Consider the following 18,511-nt stretch of genomic DNA (forward strand, 5'->3'; position numbering starts at 1 on the left):
GCGACTAATCTCCCGTTTGGTTTCGCGTGGCGGAGGGGCTGTCCTTGGATACCATCACTTTCGCAGCAATGGCGGGCAGGAACCCGTGGGCTTCCGGGATGTGGGCTGCGCTGACGCGCCGGCGGAACACCCAGTAAGTCCATGACTGGTAAGCAATCACAAGTGGCAGTCCAACGGCTGCGACGATGCTCATGAGGCCCAGTGTGTAGTCCGAGGACGAGGCGTTGGAGATGGTCAGATTGAAGGCAGGATCGATCGTGGAGGGGATGACTACCGGGAAGGCCGCTCCAAAGATGGCCGCTGTGGCGCAGACAATGAAGGCACCCAAGGCACTGAAGGCCCGCCCTTCGGACCCCGTACGGGCCAGTCGCCACGCCAGGACGACGGCGACTACCGCCGCTGCCACCAATGCCCAGGTCCAGGGCTTGCCGCTTAGGAACTGGACGGCCACCATCCAGCCGAACATCGGAAGTACCGCGAACGGCACCCATCGCACGAACCAGCGGCGGGCGCGGTGCCGCACGTCGCCGTCGGTCTTCAGGGCCAGGAACGCCAGGGCGTGAACCAGCGCGAACGCCACCACGCCGAAACCACCCAGGAGTGCATAGCCGCTGAACCAGGACATGGGGCCACCGACGCGATCCCCGTTCTCATTCAGGGGCAGTCCCGTGGTGGTGAGGGCCAGCGCTGCGCCGATGCCGAAAGCAGCCACGAAGGATCCGACGGCGATCGCCCAGTCCCAGCGGTTACGCCAGCTCTCGGAGTCCACCTTGCCGCGGTATTCGAAGGCGACAGCCCGGAAGATCAGCGCAGCCAGGACCGCCAGGAGCGGGAGGTAGAGGCTGGAGAACAGCGAGGCGTACCAGAGGGGGAAGGCAGCGAAGGTGGCACCGGCGGCGGTGAGCAGCCACACCTCATTGCCGTCCCATACCGGGCCGATGGTGTTCAGCAGGACGCGGCGGTCGGTGTTGTTGCGCGCGAACAGCTTCATGAGCATTCCCACCCCGAGGTCAAAGCCTTCCAGGAAGAGATAACCGGTCCACAACACCGCGATGGCCACGAACCAGATGGTTGGCAACAGTTCCATTGTCAGTACCCCTTGGCTTTAGTAGGCGAATGCCAGGACGTCGTCGCCGGACTTGTCCGGGCCGGCGCCGTCGTCGTTCTTGTCGTGTTGGTTATCTGTGTCTTTGGCGTGGGCCAGTTCAGGCATCGCCGAGGCCACGCCCCCGCGGATGTACTTGACCAGGAGCTTCACTTCCACCACCAACAGCACGGCATAGATGGCGGTGAGGACCACCAGGGAGGTCATGAGTTCTCCGGCGCTGACGCCCGGGGATACCGCGGCAGCTGTGAACATAAAGACCTGGTCAATACCGTTCATGTCCGGGTTGGGCGCCACCACGAATGGCTGCCGGCCCATTTCGGTGAAGATCCAGCCTGCGGCGTTGGCGCCGAAGGGAGCGAGAATCCCAAAGACAGCAAGGCGCATCAGCCACTTGGATTCGGGAACTACGCCCTTGCGGGTCACCCAAAGCGCGAGCAGGGCGGCGAAGGCTGCGATGCCACCGAAGCCGATCATCATGCGGAAGCCCCAGTAGGTGACTTCCATGACGGGCACGTATTGGATTTCCTGTCCGGCGCGCTCACCGTAGAGCGGGTTGTCCGGCAGGTGGGTGCCGTACTTTTCCTTGTACTCGCCCAGCAGGCTGTTCACGCCCTTCACTTCAGTGGTGAAGTCGCCCTTGGCCAGGAAGGAGAGGATGCCGGGGACTTCGATAACTGCGACGATGTCCTCGCAGTTGGTCGCTCCCAGGTTGCCAACGCTCAGCACCGAGAAGCCCGTGCCGTCGTGGCAGGCAGCTTCAGCGGCGGCCATCTTCATGGGCTGCTGTTCGAACATGAGCTTGCCTTGGAGATCACCGGTGATGGCGGTTCCGGCAAAGGAGATCATGGCCACCACAGCGCCGATCCGCAGGGATTTCATCCAGACCGTGTAGTCAGCCTTGTCACGGCCCGGGATGGCTGCTTCGCCGGGAATCAGCTTTCCGTCTTTGCCAACGACGTCAATGCCGTCGTGGCGCCGACGCCACAGGTGGTACCAGGCGATCCCCAGCAGGAAGGCACCGGCAACAGCCAGTGCGCCAAAGAGGGTATGGGGCACGGCAACCAGCGCCGTGTTGTTGGTAAACACTGCCCAAGCGTCCGTCATCACGGGCCGGCCATCCACCATCTCAACGCCTACGGGGTGCTGCATCCAAGAGTTGGCCACAATGATGAAGTACGCGGAGAAGACGGACCCGATGACGGCGATCCACAAGCAGGCCAGGTGCACGCCGCGTTTGAGCTGCTTCCAGCCAAAGATCCACAATCCCAGGAAGGTTGATTCGACGAAAAAGGCCAGCAGGGCTTCGAGGGCCAGTGGTGCGCCGAAGACGTCTCCAACGAACCGGCTGTACTCACTCCATGCCATGCCGAACTGGAATTCCTGCACGATGCCGGTGGCTACACCCATGATGAAGTTGATGAGGAAGAGTTTTCCCCAGAACTTGGTCATGCGAAGGTACTCCGGCTTGCCGGTGCGGTACCAGATGGTCTGGATGATGGCCACCACCAGGCCGAGGCCGATAGTGAGCGGCACCATCATGAAGTGGTAGACGGTAGTGATACCGAATTGCCAGCGTGCGATTTCCAAGGCGTCCATGGCTGTCCTTTGTGCGGTGGACCGAAGTACGATGACCTTACTTCTACGTCACGTAGAAAACTTCTCTTCTACACAGTGTAGAACAAATGGAGATCGCCAAAACCCATTCTTCAAGTGGCGTAACCCACGCGCAAGGGTCCGCTCGGCAGCGCGGCGCGCCGATAGTTCTACCTCACGTAGAATGAAGGCCTGAAAAGCGGTAGATTTATTGTGGAATGTTGAATCATCGCTCCCCGGCAGCAGCCACCCTGCACCGGGAAGCGGAAGGTAGGGACGTATAGATGGCAAGTCTTGGGGAACTGGAACGGGCAGTGATGGATCTGCTCTGGGCAGGCCAGGAGGCTGCAACCGCCAATACACTGCGTGATCTTTTGGCGCAGGATTCCGCGGCCGGCGACGGCACCGCCGGTCATCAGGGCAAGGACCTGGCAGTCACTACGGTCCTCACTGTGCTCTCACGCTTGGAGAAGAAGGGTCTGGTTGAACGCGAACGCGGAACCCGGCCGCACCGCTACCAGGCAGTCTCGAGCCGCGCTGACCACACCGCCGAACTCATGCACGAGGTCCTTGGCTCCGCACCGGACCGCGAGGCCGTACTTGCCCGCTTCATTGGTTCCGTCACCGAAAGTGAAGCCGCTACCCTGCGCAAACTGCTCGGCTACAATTAGCCACTATGTTCTGGACCTCATACCTGCTTGCGGTCCTGGCATTGATTCTGGCGTGGCCGGTACCCGTGTTGCTGTCCCGTGCACAGTGGCCGGCACGATCCCCTTTCACCGCCATGGTGCTGTGGCAGGCGATCGCTCTTGCCGGTGGCTTGTCCATGATCGGGGCCATGCTCGTCTACGGACTGGAACCAATCGGGGACAATCTCATAGCAGGGCTCAAGAGCCTTGCCGGGATGGTCTTCAACAACGAACCCACCACCGCCCTGGGCTTTTGGCACCTCTTTGCGCTCTCGGCGGCAGCACTGCTGACCGCGCACCTGGTCTTCACCCTGCTGCTGACCTACTACAAGATTGAACGCCAACGGAGACGCCACCGCGAGCTACTCGCCCTGCTGGCATCACCGTCCGACGACGGCCCGGGCACCGTGGTGATCAACCACGACTCTCCTGTGGCCTACTGCCTGCCCGGCGGCGCCCGATCCGTAACGGTGCTATCCGACGGCCTCATGGCAGCACTGGAACCGGCAGAGCTCAGGGCTGTCCTCATTCACGAAAATGCCCACCTGTCCCAGCGCCACGATCTCCTGCTGTGGGCCTTTGCTGCCTGGCGTCAGGCACTGCCTTGGTTCCCCACCACCCGGCTGGCGCAGACGGCCGTGAACTCACTGATCGAAATGCTGGCCGATGACGTGGCCCTGCGCACTGAAAGCAAAGGCACACTGATCAAGGCCATCGCCATTGTTGCCAGCGGCACCTCGCAGCCGGGCATCAGCACGCCGGCGCTCAGTGGCGGGCAGGCACTCAGTGGCAGCCCGGCACTCAGCGCTGGCGGCGCCGTCGTGGAAGGCAATGCCGTCAGCGCTACCGGCGGTGCCGACTCACCCCGCACGACGGCGTCCCGCGTCAGCCGCCTGCTCTCACCCAAGCCGCCGCTCACCAAGCCCGTGCGTGTGCTGGTCCTCTTGGCCTCGGCCCTGCTGCTTGCAGTGCCCACGGCGCTGCTCATTGTTCCAGGATTGCTGGGCTAACGTCCCCAGCATCAACCACTGACGATGCCCCCGGTCCCGGGCTACGCGTCGATGCGCTCCCGGTCAAGCGTGGCAGCGCCGGCAATGATGAATTCCTTGCGTGGTGCGACGTCGGAGCCCATCAGGAGGTCAAAAACTTCCTCGGCGCGCTGGGCGCTTTCGATGCCCACCTTACGAAGAGTCCGGTGGCGCGGGTCCATGGTGGTCTCAGCCAGCTGCTGCGCATCCATTTCCCCCAGGCCCTTGTACCGCTGGATGGGTTCCTTGTACCGCTTGCCTTCCTTGGCCAGGTTGGACAGAAGCACGTGGAGCTCGGCTTCCGAGTACGTGTAGATCATCTCATTGGCCTTTTGGCCCGGGTTGATGACCTCAACGCGGTGCAGAGGGGGAACAGCTGCAAACACGCGTCCTGCCTCGACCATGGGCCGCATGTAACGGAAGAAAAGGGTTAGCAGCAAAGTCCGGATGTGCGCGCCGTCAACGTCGGCGTCAGTCATCAGGATCACTTTGCCGTACCGCGCAACGTCAAGGTCGAAGCTGCGACCCGAGCCTGCCCCAACCACTTGGATCAACGCCGCGCATTCCGCGTTGGACAACATGTCACCCACGGATGCCTTCTGGACATTGAGGATCTTTCCCCGGATGGGCAGCAGAGCCTGGAAGTCCGAGGACCGTGCAAGCTTTGCGGTTCCAAGTGCCGAGTCGCCCTCCACGATGAACAGTTCGGAGCGGGCAACGTCATCCGTTCGGCAGTCGGCAAGCTTGGTGGGCATCGATGACGTTTCCAGTGCGTTCTTGCGGCGCTGGGTTTCCTTGTGCACACGCGCCGAGATACGCGATTTCATCTCGGCCACCATCTTCTCCAAGAGGAGCGCAGACTGGGCTTTATCGTTGCGGTTGGCCGAACTCAACCTCGCCGATATTTCCTTCTCAACCACCTTGGCAACAATGGCCCGGACGGCAGAGGTGCCGAGGATCTCCTTGGTTTGCCCCTCGAATTGCGGCTCAGCAAGACGAACAGTCAAGACGGCTGTCAGGCCGGCGAGGATATCGTCCTTCTCGATCTTGTCGTTCCCGGCTTTGAGCTTGCGGGCATTCGTCTCCACCGCTTTACGGAACGTCTTGAGCAGGGCAGCTTCAAAACCGGACTGGTGTGTGCCGCCCTTGGGTGTGGCGATGATGTTGACGAAGCTACGCATGGTGGTCTCATAACCAATACCCCAGCGCAGTGCGATGTCCACTTCGCAATCGCGTTCGACTTCCGCGATCTGGCTGTGGCCGTTCTCGTCAAGGACGGGGACGGTTTCCTTAAACTTCCCGGAGCCATGGAGGCGCCAAACGTCCGTTACTCCGGAATCGGCCGCGAGGAACTCAACAAACTCGGAGATGCCGCCGTCGTGGTGGAACACCTCCTCATGGACACCGGACTCCCCCGGCGTACCAGCCAGCTTGCGTTCGTCGCGCACGGTGATTTTCAGGCCCGGTACAAGGAAGGACGTCTGACGCGCCCTTGAGGCAAGGTCATCATAGGAGAATTTGGCATCGGGGGTGAAGATCTGGCGGTCGGCCCAGTAACGTACGCGGGTTCCCGTAACACCACGCTTTGCCTTGCCCACAACATCAAGCACCGAATTCTCCACGAACGGCTCAAATGGCGCGTTGGGACTTGGCTTGGCCCCGGAATCCACGAAACGTCCCGGCTCTCCACGCCGGAAAGACATCTGGTACGTCTTGCTGCCCCGGTCCACCTGGACATCCAGCCGGCTGGACAGCGCGTTCACCACAGAGGCGCCCACGCCATGCAACCCACCCGAGGCAGTGTAGGAACCGCCGCCGAATTTGCCGCCGGCGTGCAGTTTGGTGAAGACCACTTCAACGCCGGAAAGTCCGGTCTTGGGTTCGACGTCCACAGGAATGCCGCGCCCGTCGTCGTGGATTTCCACCGAGTTGTCCGCGTGCAGGATGACCTTGATGTCATGTCCAAAGCCCGCCAAGGCCTCATCGACTGCGTTGTCGATGATCTCCCAAAGGCAGTGCATAAGACCGCGTGAGTCCGTGGAGCCGATGTACATGCCCGGGCGCTTGCGGACTGCTTCCAGGCCCTCAAGGACGGACAAATGCCGGGCGTTGTATTCAGAACTCGGTGCCACTCGCGGTGTGCTCCTTCGGGGTATATCTCAGGGGTGCTTCCCAGCCGCGTTTGGCTGGTAATTCAAGGCAAACACTGCCCGTACCAGCCTAGCCGGGGAAGGCACGAAGCACCGTTTGCCACTCCAGTATCGGTGCAGCCTTCCCGCTGACGTTACGGACATGTGATACGCGGACAGCGAAAGTGACCCATCCTTGCCATGGATCTGCATCGAATGCTGGTTATATGGATGTACAGAACTACTAAGGAGGCCGACATGACAACAGCAGTTGCAGACCGCACGCTGAACGCAGCTGATCGCTGTGACCGTTGCGGAGCCCAAGCGTACGTCCGCGTTGTACTCGAGTCCTCCGGCGGTGAGCTGCTCTTCTGCGGCCACCATGCCCGTGCAGTTGAAGCCACGCTCCGGCCCATGACTTCCGACTGGCACGATGAGACCGAGCGCCTCAACGAGAAGGCTCCCGTCCCCGTCGACTAGGCAGTCCGGCTCACCGGAAACCCTTTTTGATCAGATAACAAGGCTCCTCCCATCCGGGAGGGGCCTTGTTGCGTATAACTGGTTGCACCGAGGAAAGTCAGCCCACCTTCTCCTCCAGAGGACTCACACCTCCAAGCGAATGCCCATGCTGGGCGTACAGAAAAAGTGGCCCGGCCGGATATCCGGCCGGGCCACTTTCCCTTACTCTGCTTGTTTAGTCCAGGTAGTCCCGGAGGACCTGCGAGCGGGACGGGTGCCGCAGCTTGGACATGGTCTTGCTTTCGATCTGGCGGATGCGCTCACGCGTGACACCGTAGACCTTGCCGATTTCGTCTAAAGTCTTCGGCTGGCCGTCGGTCAGGCCAAAGCGCATCGCCACAACTCCGGCCTCGCGCTCGGACAGCGTGTCCAGGACGGAGTGCAGCTGTTCCTGCAGGAGTGTGAAGCTGACGGCGTCAGCGGGAACAACAGCCTCCGAGTCCTCAATGAGGTCACCGAACTCCGAGTCACCGTCTTCACCCAGCGGGGTGTGCAGTGAAATTGGCTCGCGTCCGTACTTCTGGACTTCAACAACCTTCTCAGGGGTCATGTCCAGCTCGAGTGCCAGCTCTTCAGGTGTCGGTTCACGGCCGAGGTCCTGCAGCATTTGGCGCTGTACGCGGGCCAGCTTGTTGATGACTTCCACCATGTGCACCGGAATACGGATGGTGCGGGCCTGGTCTGCCATGGCGCGGGTAATTGCCTGACGGATCCACCAGGTTGCGTACGTGGAGAACTTGAAGCCCTTGGTGTAATCGAACTTCTCCACTGCACGGATAAGGCCCAGGTTGCCTTCCTGAATCAGGTCCAGGAAGAGCATGCCACGGCCGGTATAGCGCTTTGCCAAGGAAACGACGAGGCGCAGGTTGGCTTCGAGCAGGTGGTTCTTGGCGCGCTTGCCGTCGTGGATGACGAATTCAAGCTCACGCTTGAGCTTGGGATCCATGGATCCGTCGTCAGCGTTGATCTTTTCCTCAGCAAAGAGGCCGGCCTCGATCCGAAGCGCGAGATCAACTTCCTGCTCCGCATTCAGCAGCGCGACCTTGCCGATCTGCTTGAGGTAGTCCTTGACGGGGTCGGCTGTAGCGCCGGCCGACATGACCTGCTGGACCGGCGCGTCGTCGTCGTCGGCATCCGAGTAAACGAATCCCGTTCCGGACGGCGCAGCCTTGTCCTTGGTGGCCGTGGCGCCGTCCTCGACGTCGTCGTCTCCGACTTCGACTTCCTCGGCAGCTGCGGGATCAAAGTCTTCATCCTCGCCGCTGGCGTCCTCAGCATCGGAGCCTGAGGACTTGCTCGCGGCCTCAGCGGCGGCCTTCGCACCTGGCTTGGGTCCACGCTTCTTGGGTGCCGGCTTGTCAGAGTCGCCCTCTGAGGCCTTGTTGGCAGCACGTGTCGCTGCGCGCTTTGCCGATGTTGCCGCCTTCTTTTCCTCAGCGGACAGTTCGGCCTGGGCGGCGGGTTCCTTCTCGACGGAAGACGGGGTCACAGAAAACCTTTCTAGCGGCGGTCTGTGGAATCACCATACGGGCAACACCACTATGACCCTGTCAAGTCCGCGATCAATTTCAAATGCGATCGCCGTCTGCAGAGTCTCTATAGAGAACTCCCAACGGCACTGAATTGTTCCCACCAAGGGGACCAATACAGGCATTCGAACGCGGACCCAACCGGGTCTCGGCATCCATTGTCTCACGGTTTTTCGAAACGCACTTCGGATGAATGTCCAAACCCTCTATGCGACCGTGCCCCGGACCCCGCGCCAGGCGGTGCTGGAACTTCGCGCCCACGGGCAAATGGTCCCTTGTCCCAGCAGACTCATGAGTAGTTCGGCAAGACGATAGCCCGGCTGGGCGGCCTCCGCCCCACTGAGGCAGGCGTGGGCAATTGATCCGCGCCCCTTGCACCATGCGATCCAGCCTTGCAGGGTCAGTGCTGCTGCAGGCACTACGCCCGATTCGGCCTCGACGCACAACCCGGCCAACACTTTCTGCAGTGCATCGAGGGCGCTCCAGCACGGCATGGATGGTTGCATCCCAAGCAGGACATCTCCGTAGGTGAAGACGTCTCCGTTGGCATTTCGTTCCGATGAACCCTTGGCAGCAGGGAGAACCGGACCCGCCACTCCCAGTTCCTGAGGGTCGAACGGCGTGTCGCGGCCGTTTATGTCGGTGTCGTTGTCGTCGTAGTTGCCGTCGTCATCGAAGAGACCGAACGCCAACGCGCCGGACTTCGCAGATTCCACGCCTGCAGCCGCCATGACCACCACAGCGTCCCGCCACGCCGGGATCCGCAGCGTTGCCCTGAGGAAGCCCATGATGTGTGCATCGGCGCCGGGCTGCAACGGGTGGCCGGCTTCGACCCGCTTCAACACATTGCGCCACACGGCAAGCACGGCGTCCAGACAATACTCGCTCCTCCATCTACCAAGGATCTGCTTGCCGTAGCGTGACTCAGCGGCCAGCACCAAAGGATCAAGCGCCCCGGGACGGGCGGTCCGGGATTTTCCAGGCTCGCTTCCGGGCGAAGGCCCTATGAAGCTCCCCCTATATACCAGTTCTGTGCTGAGTCTGCTGTTCTTGATCCGATCAACGGACAATCCCGGTACCGGACAACATTCAATGTCCGTGCAGTAGGCGCTTCGCCAGTACTCGGAACCCACCAGCCACGCGTCCCGAACCGATAAGTCAACCTCGTCAAGGCTCACCTGCAACGCTTCGAGCAGGGGAATTGCCTGCCGGACCACCATGCCGTCTTCCCATCCGGAGTCGGTGTAGACAGCCAGCACTACTCCGTTGGCGTCGTCGTCGGCAATCAGGAAGCTGCGGATCTGGTCCGCGAAATCTTTGTTGGCCTGCCGGGATCCCAGGCGTGGCAGGTCCACGCGAAGCGTGGCTCCGAGGACTTTCCCTTGCATGGTGATGGCCACGAGGCTGTCCTCGGGCCAGTAACCCAGCATGTGGGGAATGTAGCCAAGAATATCTTCGGGTTGGTGGATGCTGAGCGTTCTGTTGGAAGTCATGGTTCCACCCTGCTCAACGCCGGCCGGAGGAGACAGTGACCATCGTGCCTATGTGGATAAGCGACGCAGGAAACCGGCGAAGGATTGGCCTACTCGTCGACCTTCGACGCGGGCCGCGCGGCCCGGCGTCGTTCAATCCGTTCCCGGCGCTGCCTGGCGAGGGCAGCCAGCAACGGCTGCACGTGAATACCTTGGGTTGCCATTTGCCGGCGCACCTTCCGCCGCGTCACCAGGATGAGCACCGTACCAAGGCCCAGCAGTACGAACTGAACGCTGAGGGCGATGCGGAACGGCGCGAGACCGTAGAGATCACCGCCGGAAAAACCACTGGCGTACAGAAGGTCAAGCGCAAGGCCGATGAGGTAGATGGCAATGAGCGCCGCAATGAAGCCGCCGACGTTGACAATACCCGTGGCTGTACCGATCCGGTGCGAGGGATTGAAGGTCCGGGCAAAGTCGAATCCGATCATGGATCCGGGCCCGCCCACAGCCAGCACCACCACCAAAAGCACCAGGAGCCACAAGGGCGCGCGGTCGGGAAGAATGAGCACAGCAGCCCAGGCCAGGGCCGTCCCCAGCGCAATGAGCAGGACCATGGCGGATCTACGCATGGGGTGTTTGGAAACGAATCGGCCGAACCCTGGCCCGGCAACTATTGCGGTGGCCACGAACAGCGCCATGAGGCCGGAAACGGTTGCCGCATCCAGTCCCTGGGCGGACAACAGGAAGGGGTACCCCCAGGTCATCGCAAACAGGTTCCCGCTGAATTGAACGGTGAAGTGGCTCCAGAGGCCCAGACGGGTTCCGGGTTGTTTCCAAGCCCGGGACAGGGAGATGCCGGTGGCACGCAGGCCCTGACCGGCTTCCCGCGGTGGGTGTCCGGGCGGGGCGTCGCGGAGCACTGCCAGGACCAGGACCACTGCCAGCACAGACATCGCTGCCAAAGTGAGGAAAGCCGGAGTCCATCCGGCGGCGTGGAGAAGCAGCGCGAACGGCACAACACTGAAGAGCTGACCAAGCTGACCACACATGCCCGTCAGCTGGGTGACCAGTGGAACCTTGGCGGGGGCAAACCACAAAGGGACCAGACGGATCACCGAAATAAAGGTCATCGCGTCCCCTGCCCCCACCAGGACCCGGCCCAGCACGCCCCCGGGAACACTGTCCGCAAAAGACAGCTGCAGCTGTCCCAAGCCCATGAGCACGGCACCACCGGCAATCATGGCCCGCGAACCAAACCTGTCCACCAGGACGCCCACGGGAATCTGCAAGCCGGCGTACACCAGAAGTTGCAGCACCGTGAAAAACGAGATGGCAGAGGCACTGGCGTGGAATCTGTCAGTGGCCTCCAAGCCTGCGACGCCAAACGAGGTTCGCTGCGCCACGGCCACCAGGTAGGCGAATACGCCGATCGTCCAAATCAGCCAGGCACGGGGAGCATTCACCCCACAATTATGCCTGCCGGCGGCTCAAAGCTGATTTATTGAGGCGAGTCTTTACGAGCCAGGTAGGCCTCAACCGCAGCCCCAATGTCTTCAGCGTTGGGGAGCTCATCATTCTCATCAGCCAGCAGCGATCGGCGGACAATGCCTTCGGATTTCTCGTCGTAGCGCGTCTCCAGATTGGCCACTACTGCCTGTACTTCCTCAGAAGCTTCGATCTGTTCGGCGATCTGGCGGCCCACTTCACGGCCGGCTTCCCGGAGCCTGTCCGTCGGCAGCATGAGGGACGTTGCCGCCCCCAGGTATTCCAAACCGGCGACTGCGGCCGGCGGGTACTCAGCTTCGGAAAGGTAATGCGGGACGTGGATAACGTAGCCGGCTACGTTGCGCTCCGCTTCGGTGAGCCGGAGTTCCAGGATGTGCCCAATGGCGGCAGGAACATCTACGGTGGGCTTCCAACTCGATATTCCCTCAATGAGGTCGGGCATGTTGCCGTGGACCGTCACCCCGACAGGCCGCGTGTGCGGAACGGGCATGGGGATGGAATGGATCCAGGTCACCAGGTTGATGTCCAGCTCTTCCACGATTCCGACGACGGCGCGCGAGAAGCGCTCCCACTGCAGGTCGGGCTCGAAGCCGGCAAGCAAGAGGAAGGGTTGGCCGAGACCGTCGTTCAGCTTGTACAGACCGAGCTTTGGCGCCTGGTAGTCCTGCAGATGATCTTCCACAAAGCTGATGTGCGGCCGCCGCGAGCGGTAGTCGATGAGTTGGTCGGCGTCGAACATGGCCACCACCTCAGCGTCCAGTTCATCCAGAAGTTCCGCGTTGATCTGCCGAACTACCTGACCGGCATCGGCAAAACCCGTGAATCCCATGACCATATTCAGCCCGCGTAGCTCAGGGCCGTAAAAGGTCTCAATGTTTCGCGCATACAGCGATTCGGGGTCCAGGAGAGAGCCGGATATCCGTTCAAACACGGCGTGTTCCTTTCGCAAAGATATAAAATTCTGGAGCTATTCCATACAACGCTGCACGGTCAACAGGCATTCCTGCCCCCGATGTGCCGCAGCTCTCATTTAATTGCTGTCCGCGGCCTTCCAGAGACTACGATCGAAGCGGGCCGACGTCCTGTGCGACGTTGGGCCCGAAGACCAAGGCCGCCGTCGTAGAAGACGTCGGGCGCGTACCGGGGCGGGCCGCCAAACATGTGGCCCCGCCATGCAATGCAGAGAGAAGTGAGGACACATCCTCGTGGTCAAGACTACTGACATCATCCTGGGCATCATCGCCAAGGACCTGAAAAAGTCCCCTAGCGACGCACTTGTGATTGGCGTTGCCCAAGGCTCGGACGGACCGGTACTACTGTCCAACCCGCTGAGCGCTAAAGCCGCGGAGTCCGTTGCAGGATCACTGCAGCTTTTGGGGATCACCGGCGCTGCCGATCAGGCACACCGGCTTCCAGGCCTGCCGGAGACGGGCTCAGGGATTCTTGTCCTTGCAGGAGTAGGAAAGCTCTCCGAAGATGGCGGCCTGAGCGAAGAAGCCCTGCGACGCGCTGCGGGATCCGCCGTGCGCCAGCTCGCCGGTACCGCTTCGGTGACCTTGGCGTTCCCGACGGCGACACTTGCCGATGTCACGGCTGTCGCCGAAGGAGCTGCCTTGGGTGCGTACTCCTATACGGAGCACCGTTCCAGCAAGGATGGGCTGAAGGCCCCCGTGGCCAAGGCACTGATTTTCACGGATGTCGATGCCAAGTCCGCCCAGCCGGCGCTGGACCGGGCCATTGTGCTTGCTCGTGCCGTCAACTCAACCCGCACGTTGGTCAACCAACCGCCGAGCCACCTGTTCCCCGAGTCTTTTGCGGAGTCCGCTAAGGAACTGGCAAAGGGCCTGCCGGTCAAGATCACAGTCTGGGACGAAAAGCGCCTGGAAAAGGAAGGCTTCGGGGGTATTCTCGGCGTTGGCAAGGGCTCCACCCGCCAGCCGCGCCTCGTCAAAGTCGAATACGCCCCCGCGAAGGCCACGAAGAAGATTGCCCTCGTCGGCAAGGGCATCACATTCGACACGGGTGGCATTTCCATCAAGCCTGCCCTCGGCATGGGCGACATGAAGAGCGACATGGCCGGTGCCGCCGTCGTACTTAACACCGTCCTGGCCATCGCATCGCTCGGGCTTCCCCTCAAGGCGACCGCCTGGCTCTGCATCGCGGAGAACATGCCCTCGGGCGCTGCAGCCCGTCCCGCTGACGTGTTCACCATCTACGGCGGCAAGACAGTTGAAGTTCTGAACACGGATGCTGAAGGGCGCCTGGTGATGGCTGACGGCATCGTCGCTGCCAGCCTGGAGAAGCCGGATGCCATCATCGACGTAGCTACCCTTACAGGTGCGCAGCTGATCGCCCTGGGTCTGCGGACTGCAGGCGTCATGGGTTCCGACTCGGTAACTGCTGCCTTGAAGAGTGCCGCGGACCGTGCCGGGGAACTCGTGTGGCCCATGCCCCTGCCTGAGGAGCTTCGCCCCAGCCTGGACTCCCAGGTGGCCGACATTGCGAACATCGGTGAGCGCAACGGCGGCATGATGACAGCAGCGGTCTTCCTCCGCGAATTCGTGGGAAAGAACGACGCCGGCCAGCAGATCCCATGGGCCCACGTGGACATCGCGGGACCGTCGTTCAACAACGGAGCCCCCTACGGTTACACGCCCAAGCAGGGTACCGGATGCACTGTTCGCACCCTGGTTGCCTACGCCGAGGATCTCCTGGCCGCCTCCGCATAGCACCCCTCTGCACCTCCGGTTTGCGCGAGCCCGTGCCTGATCCCCGGCGAGGGCCGCGCAACCCCGGAATTATGCGGGGTGTAGCGCTGTGTCACAAGTGAACGTGAGTCTGGACACAAGCGCTCCCCAAAACGCCCGAAGAGGGTGGAGCATGGGTAGGTGGTTCGCTAAGGTGAACTCGATAGTCACAAATGCAAGAGAACTTAGGTGCTGGCATAATCACGGCAGAACAAGTTCCAAAGACCAGATGGCACGCAGTCCCGTGTCATCATTCACGCGAGGGAGCGTTTTAGTGGCCGATCAGGCAACTGCGCAAGAATTCGACATCCTGGTACTCGGTGGCGGCAGCGGCGGCTACGCCACTGCCCTGCGGGCCGTTCAGCTTGGGTTCACCGTTGGCCTTGTGGAAAAGGCAAAGCTCGGCGGAACCTGCCTGCACAACGGTTGCATTCCCACCAAGGCACTCCTGCACTCGGCCGAACTTGCCGACCATGCACGCGATTCCGCCAAGTACGGCGTGAACGTCACGCTCGACAGCATCGACATGTCGGCCGTGAACGCGTACAAGGACGGCATCATTGCCGGTAAGTACAAGGGCCTCCAGGGACTCATCAAGTCCAAGGGCATCACCGTCATTGAGGGTGAAGGCAAGCTCCAGGGCAACAACACAGTCGTCGTGAACGGCACCTCCTACTCGGGCAAGAACATCGTCCTGGCCACGGGGTCATACTCCCGTTCGCTGCCCGGCCTTGAAATCGGCGGCAAGGTCATCACCTCCGACCAGGCCCTCACCATGGACTACATCCCCAAGAGCGCCATCGTTCTGGGCGGCGGCGTCATCGGAGTCGAATTCGCTTCCGTCTGGAAGTCCTTCGGCGTGGATGTCACCATCATCGAAGGCCTCCCCTCCTTGGTCCCCAACGAGGACGCCTCGATCGTCAAGAACCTTGAGCGTGCTTTCAAGAAGCGCGGCATTAAGTTCACCACCGGCATCTTCTTCCAGGGTGTCGAGCAGAACGACGACGGCGTCAAGGTCACCTTGGTTGACGGCCAGACGTTCGAAGCCGACCTCCTCCTGGTTGCCGTCGGCCGTGGTCCCGTCACCGCCAACCTCGGCTACGAAGAGGCCGGCATCACCATCGACCGCGGCTTCGTCATCACCAACGAACGCCTCCACACTGGCGTCGGCAACATCTACGCCGTTGGCGACATCGTCCCCGGTGTTCAGCTCGCGCACCGTGGCTACCAGCAGGGTATCTTCGTCGCCGAGGAAATCGCCGGCCTGAACCCGGCAATCGTCGAGGACATCAACATCCCCAAGGTAACCTACTGCGAGCCCGAAATTGCCACAGTCGGTTACACCGAGAAGGCCGCCAAGGAAAAGTTCGGCGACGACCAGGTCCAGACCCAGGAATACAACCTGGCCGGCAACGGCAAGAGCTCCATCCTCGGGACCGGCGGCATCGTCAAGCTCGTACGCCAGAAAGATGGCCCCGTTGTGGGCATCCACATGATCGGCTCCCGCATGGGCGAGCAGATCGGTGAAGCCCAGCTGATCGTGAACTGGGAAGCCTACCCGGAGGACGTGGCACAGTTGGTCCACGCCCACCCCACCCAGAACGAAAGCCTGGGCGAAGCCCACCTTGCCCTCGCGGGCAAAGCTCTCCACGGCTAAGTCTTACCAAGACCCGCGGGTCAGGTGCATGCAGCGCAATATGCCGCATGCACCTGACCCGGACCAGCAGAATTCATCCGCACAAAGATCAATAAGGAGAACGGGGACGACATGTCTGAATCCGTTAACTTGCCCGCCCTCGGTGAGAGTGTCACCGAAGGAACCGTCACCCGCTGGCTCAAGCAGGTTGGTGACCGGGTGGAGATCGACGAGCCGTTGCTCGAGGTTTCAACCGACAAAGTAGACACCGAAATCCCTTCTCCGATCTCTGGCGTCATCGAAGAAATCCTCGTCGCTGAAGACGAGACGGCCGAAGTAGGCGCCCCCTTGGTCCGCATCGGCGACGGCTCCGGTTCGGCCGCACCTGCAGCCGAGGCTGCACCGGCTGAGGAAGCCCCGGCTGAGCAGGCTGCACCGGCAGAAGAAGCTCCCGCCGCTCCTGCCGCTGAAGAGGCCCCGGCCGCTGACGCCCCCGCGGCTTCCGGCGAAGGCCACGAAGTCACCCTCCCCGCATTGGGCGAGAGTGTCACCGAAGGTACCGTCACCCGTTGGCTGAAGGCCGTAGGCGACACCGTTGAGGTGGACGAGCCCCTCCTCGAGGTTTCCACCGACAAGGTAGACACCGAGATCCCGTCCCCCGTTGCCGGCACCCTGCAGGAAATCCGCGTCAGCGAGGATGAGACAGCAGAGGTTGGCTCCGTCCTTGCCGTCATCGGCTCCGGCGCTGCCCCCGCTTCGGCTCCCGCACCGTCTGCCGCGCCCGCCGCTGAGGCCCCGGCTGCACCCGCAGCCGCCCCGGCACCCGCAGCACCCGCTGCCGCCCCGGCACCCGCAGCACCTGCCGCTGCTCCGGCGGCACCCGCAGCCGCCCCGGCACCGGCAGCCCCTGCCGCTGCATCTGCTCAGGCTGCTCCGGCAGAAGGTTCTTCGGAATCCGGTTACGTCACTCCGCTGGTTCGCAAGCTTGCCAACCAGCACGGTGTAGACATCGCATCGGTCTCCGGCACCGGCGTCGGTGGCCGCATCCGCAAGCAGGACGTCCTGGCTGCCGCCGAAGCGAAGCAAGCAGCCGCAGCTCCCGCTGCAGCTGCCCCCGCTGCAGCTCCGGCCGCGAAGGCCGCTGCCCCCGTGGTTGCCTCCTCCCTGCGAGGCACCACTGAGAAGGCCCCGCGTATCCGCCAGGTTATTGCCCGCCGCATGCGCGAGTCCCTTGAGGTCTCCACTCAGCTGACCCAGGTGCACGAGGTCGACATGACCAAGATCGCCAAGCTCCGGCTCAAGGCCAAGAACTCCTTCCAGGCCCAGAATGGCGTCAAGCTGACGTTCCTGCCCTTCATCGCCAAGGCAGTGGCCGAGGCCCTGAAGCAGCACCCGAAGCTGAACGCTGCTTACGATGAGTCCAAGCAGGAAATCACCTACCACAACGCCGAGCACCTGGCGATCGCCGTGGACACAGACAAGGGCCTTTTGGTTCCCGTCATTTCCGACGCCGGTAACCTCAACCTTGCCGGCCTGGCCAGCAAGATCGCCGACGTCGCAGGCCGTACCCGCGACGGCAAGATCGGCCCGGACGAGCTCTCCGGTGGCACGTTCAGCATCACCAACATCGGTTCCGTTGGTGCACTGTTTGATACCCCCATCATCAACCAGCCACAGGTAGGCATCCTCGGAACCGGCGCGATCGTCAAGCGCGCCGTCGTGGTTGCCGACGAAAACGGCGACGACTCCATCGCCATCCGCTCCATGATGTACCTGTCCCTCACGTACGACCACCGCCTGGTGGACGGTGCGGATGCCGGACGCTTCCTGCAGACCCTCAAGGCCCGCCTTGAAGACGGTGCTTTCGAAGCAGACCTCGGCCTCTAAGACCGTGCTGAACTAAGCAGCGTTTGTAAGAATCAGAAGGGCGGGTTCCCGGGACAACCGGTAACCTGCCCTTCTGCTTTCGATGCACCTGACGGCGTCCGCGTGGCTTTGCTACGGGACGTAGAACCAACTGGATAAGCTGGGGCCATGAGTATTCTCTTCAGCATTCTGGTGTTCTTGCACATCGTCGGCGCGGCCATGATCGTGGGCTACTGGATCGCCACTCTCAAGACCCCCACCGTCCACCCGCGCCAGCGTGACGGCGCCTTCCTTCAGCTGCTCACGGGCATCGCCATGATGGGTGTGATTCCCCTGCTGCCGGACGCCGACCCCAGCTACTTCAAGCTTGGCATCAAGTTTGCCATCGGCGTTGCCGTCGCCGTCCTCGCCGTCATAGGAGCCCGCAAGGTCAAGAACGGCGAGCCTGTGTCCACCGGACTGGCACATGGCGTAGGCGGTTTGGCCTTGATCAACATCGCCATCGCCACCCTCTGGAACTAGGCCCGGGCTACACAAAACTTCCGGGGCCCCTGTGCCGGCCGGACTGTGTCAGTTGTTAGGTATCCATGACGCCAGTCCGGGGGTCACAATCCACCGTCAGCAGAATGCCCGTGCGGTCCGGCGGGCAAATCCATAGGATTGATCCCGGTGGCACCTGCCAAAGG

General features: G+C 62.0%; 14 protein-coding genes. 7 read left to right on the forward strand and 7 right to left on the reverse strand.

The genetic code is table 11. The features are described 5' to 3' along the window. Window positions 1–4: 4 nt before the first annotated feature. Complete coding sequence (cydB, locus tag EU811_RS16895; RefSeq protein WP_142939485.1) at window positions 5–1,087, reverse strand: cytochrome d ubiquinol oxidase subunit II; 1,083 nt, start codon at window positions 1,085–1,087, stop codon at window positions 5–7. A gap of 18 nt (window positions 1,088–1,105) precedes the next feature. After that, window positions 1,106–2,704, reverse strand: a complete 1,599-nt coding sequence (locus EU811_RS16900) for a cytochrome ubiquinol oxidase subunit I (RefSeq protein ID WP_142939486.1) — start codon at window positions 2,702–2,704, stop codon at window positions 1,106–1,108. Between the two features lie 281 nt (window positions 2,705–2,985). On the opposite strand from EU811_RS16900, the gene EU811_RS16905 reads away from it, so the two are divergent. Beyond that, window positions 2,986–3,372: a BlaI/MecI/CopY family transcriptional regulator gene (locus EU811_RS16905; protein WP_142939487.1), complete on the forward strand. Its 387-nt coding sequence runs from the start codon at window positions 2,986–2,988 to the stop codon at window positions 3,370–3,372. Between the two features lie 5 nt (window positions 3,373–3,377). Beyond that, window positions 3,378–4,400, forward strand: coding sequence for a M56 family metallopeptidase (locus EU811_RS16910; RefSeq protein WP_142939488.1), 1,023 nt, complete (start codon window positions 3,378–3,380; stop codon window positions 4,398–4,400). A 41-nt stretch (window positions 4,401–4,441) separates the two neighbouring features. On the opposite strand, the gene EU811_RS16915 is transcribed toward EU811_RS16910, so the two are convergent. Further along, the gene (locus EU811_RS16915; protein WP_142939489.1) at window positions 4,442–6,550 is read right to left on the reverse strand and encodes a DNA gyrase/topoisomerase IV subunit B; all 2,109 of its coding nucleotides are present in this window, start codon (window positions 6,548–6,550) and stop codon (window positions 4,442–4,444) included. Between the two features lie 255 nt (window positions 6,551–6,805). Here EU811_RS16915 and EU811_RS16920 point away from each other — a divergent pair, with 255 nt between their 5' ends. Then, window positions 6,806–7,027 (forward strand): DUF7455 domain-containing protein, encoded by a 222-nt coding sequence (locus tag EU811_RS16920; protein ID WP_018778705.1) that lies wholly within the window; start codon window positions 6,806–6,808, stop codon window positions 7,025–7,027. A 214-nt stretch (window positions 7,028–7,241) separates the two neighbouring features. Here EU811_RS16920 and EU811_RS16925 read toward each other — a convergent pair whose 3' ends face one another. The 4 genes from EU811_RS16925 to EU811_RS16940 all read right to left on the reverse strand — a co-directional run bounded on the left by EU811_RS16925 (window position 7,242) and on the right by EU811_RS16940 (window position 12,507). Continuing rightward, window positions 7,242–8,555: an RNA polymerase sigma factor gene (locus tag EU811_RS16925; RefSeq protein ID WP_142939490.1), complete on the reverse strand. Its 1,314-nt coding sequence runs from the start codon at window positions 8,553–8,555 to the stop codon at window positions 7,242–7,244. 246 nt (window positions 8,556–8,801) lie between these two features. Next, window positions 8,802–10,088, reverse strand: coding sequence for a DUF4192 domain-containing protein (locus EU811_RS16930; RefSeq protein WP_142939491.1), 1,287 nt, complete (start codon window positions 10,086–10,088; stop codon window positions 8,802–8,804). 89 nt (window positions 10,089–10,177) lie between these two features. Then, window positions 10,178–11,533, reverse strand: a complete 1,356-nt coding sequence (locus tag EU811_RS16935; RefSeq protein WP_142939492.1) for an MFS transporter — start codon at window positions 11,531–11,533, stop codon at window positions 10,178–10,180. Window positions 11,534–11,568: 35 nt separating this feature from the next. Further along, a complete protein-coding gene (locus EU811_RS16940) occupies window positions 11,569–12,507 on the reverse strand; it encodes a proteasome assembly chaperone family protein (RefSeq protein WP_142939493.1) in 939 nt (312 codons plus the stop codon). Between the two features lie 274 nt (window positions 12,508–12,781). Here EU811_RS16940 and EU811_RS16945 point away from each other — a divergent pair, with 274 nt between their 5' ends. From EU811_RS16945 to EU811_RS16960, 4 genes are all read left to right on the forward strand, one after another. Beyond that, a complete protein-coding gene (locus EU811_RS16945; RefSeq protein WP_142939494.1) occupies window positions 12,782–14,305 on the forward strand; it encodes a leucyl aminopeptidase in 1,524 nt (507 codons plus the stop codon). A gap of 292 nt (window positions 14,306–14,597) precedes the next feature. Beyond that, window positions 14,598–15,980 carry a dihydrolipoyl dehydrogenase gene (lpdA, locus tag EU811_RS16950; protein ID WP_142939495.1) on the forward strand — a complete coding sequence of 461 codons (1,383 nt, stop codon included), beginning with the start codon at window positions 14,598–14,600 and terminating at the stop codon, window positions 15,978–15,980. A gap of 111 nt (window positions 15,981–16,091) precedes the next feature. Further along, window positions 16,092–17,846, forward strand: coding sequence for a 2-oxoglutarate dehydrogenase, E2 component, dihydrolipoamide succinyltransferase (gene sucB, locus EU811_RS16955; protein WP_142939496.1), 1,755 nt, complete (start codon window positions 16,092–16,094; stop codon window positions 17,844–17,846). A gap of 147 nt (window positions 17,847–17,993) precedes the next feature. Beyond that, entirely contained in the window at window positions 17,994–18,347 is a 354-nt protein-coding gene (locus tag EU811_RS16960; protein WP_142939497.1) for a hypothetical protein, read from the forward strand. Window positions 18,348–18,511: the final 164 nt, after the last annotated feature.

Origin of the sequence: Arthrobacter sp. TS-15 (assembly GCF_006964045.1) — a bacterium.
Lineage (GTDB): Bacteria > Actinomycetota > Actinomycetes > Actinomycetales > Micrococcaceae > Arthrobacter.

Excerpts from the sequence above, each read along its gene's own strand:
- cydB (WP_142939485.1), bottom strand. The coding sequence starts at position 1,087 with ATGGAACTGTTGCCAACCATCTGGTTCGTGGCCATCGCGGTGTTGTGG.
- EU811_RS16900 (WP_142939486.1), bottom strand. The coding sequence starts at position 2,704 with ATGGACGCCTTGGAAATCGCACGCTGGCAATTCGGTATCACTACCGTC.
- EU811_RS16905 (WP_142939487.1), top strand. The coding sequence starts at position 2,986 with ATGGCAAGTCTTGGGGAACTGGAACGGGCAGTGATGGATCTGCTCTGG.
- EU811_RS16910 (WP_142939488.1), top strand. The coding sequence starts at position 3,378 with ATGTTCTGGACCTCATACCTGCTTGCGGTCCTGGCATTGATTCTGGCG.
- EU811_RS16920 (WP_018778705.1), top strand. The coding sequence starts at position 6,806 with ATGACAACAGCAGTTGCAGACCGCACGCTGAACGCAGCTGATCGCTGT.
- EU811_RS16930 (WP_142939491.1), bottom strand. The coding sequence starts at position 10,088 with ATGACTTCCAACAGAACGCTCAGCATCCACCAACCCGAAGATATTCTT.
- sucB (WP_142939496.1), top strand. The coding sequence starts at position 16,092 with ATGTCTGAATCCGTTAACTTGCCCGCCCTCGGTGAGAGTGTCACCGAA.
- EU811_RS16960 (WP_142939497.1), top strand. The coding sequence starts at position 17,994 with ATGAGTATTCTCTTCAGCATTCTGGTGTTCTTGCACATCGTCGGCGCG.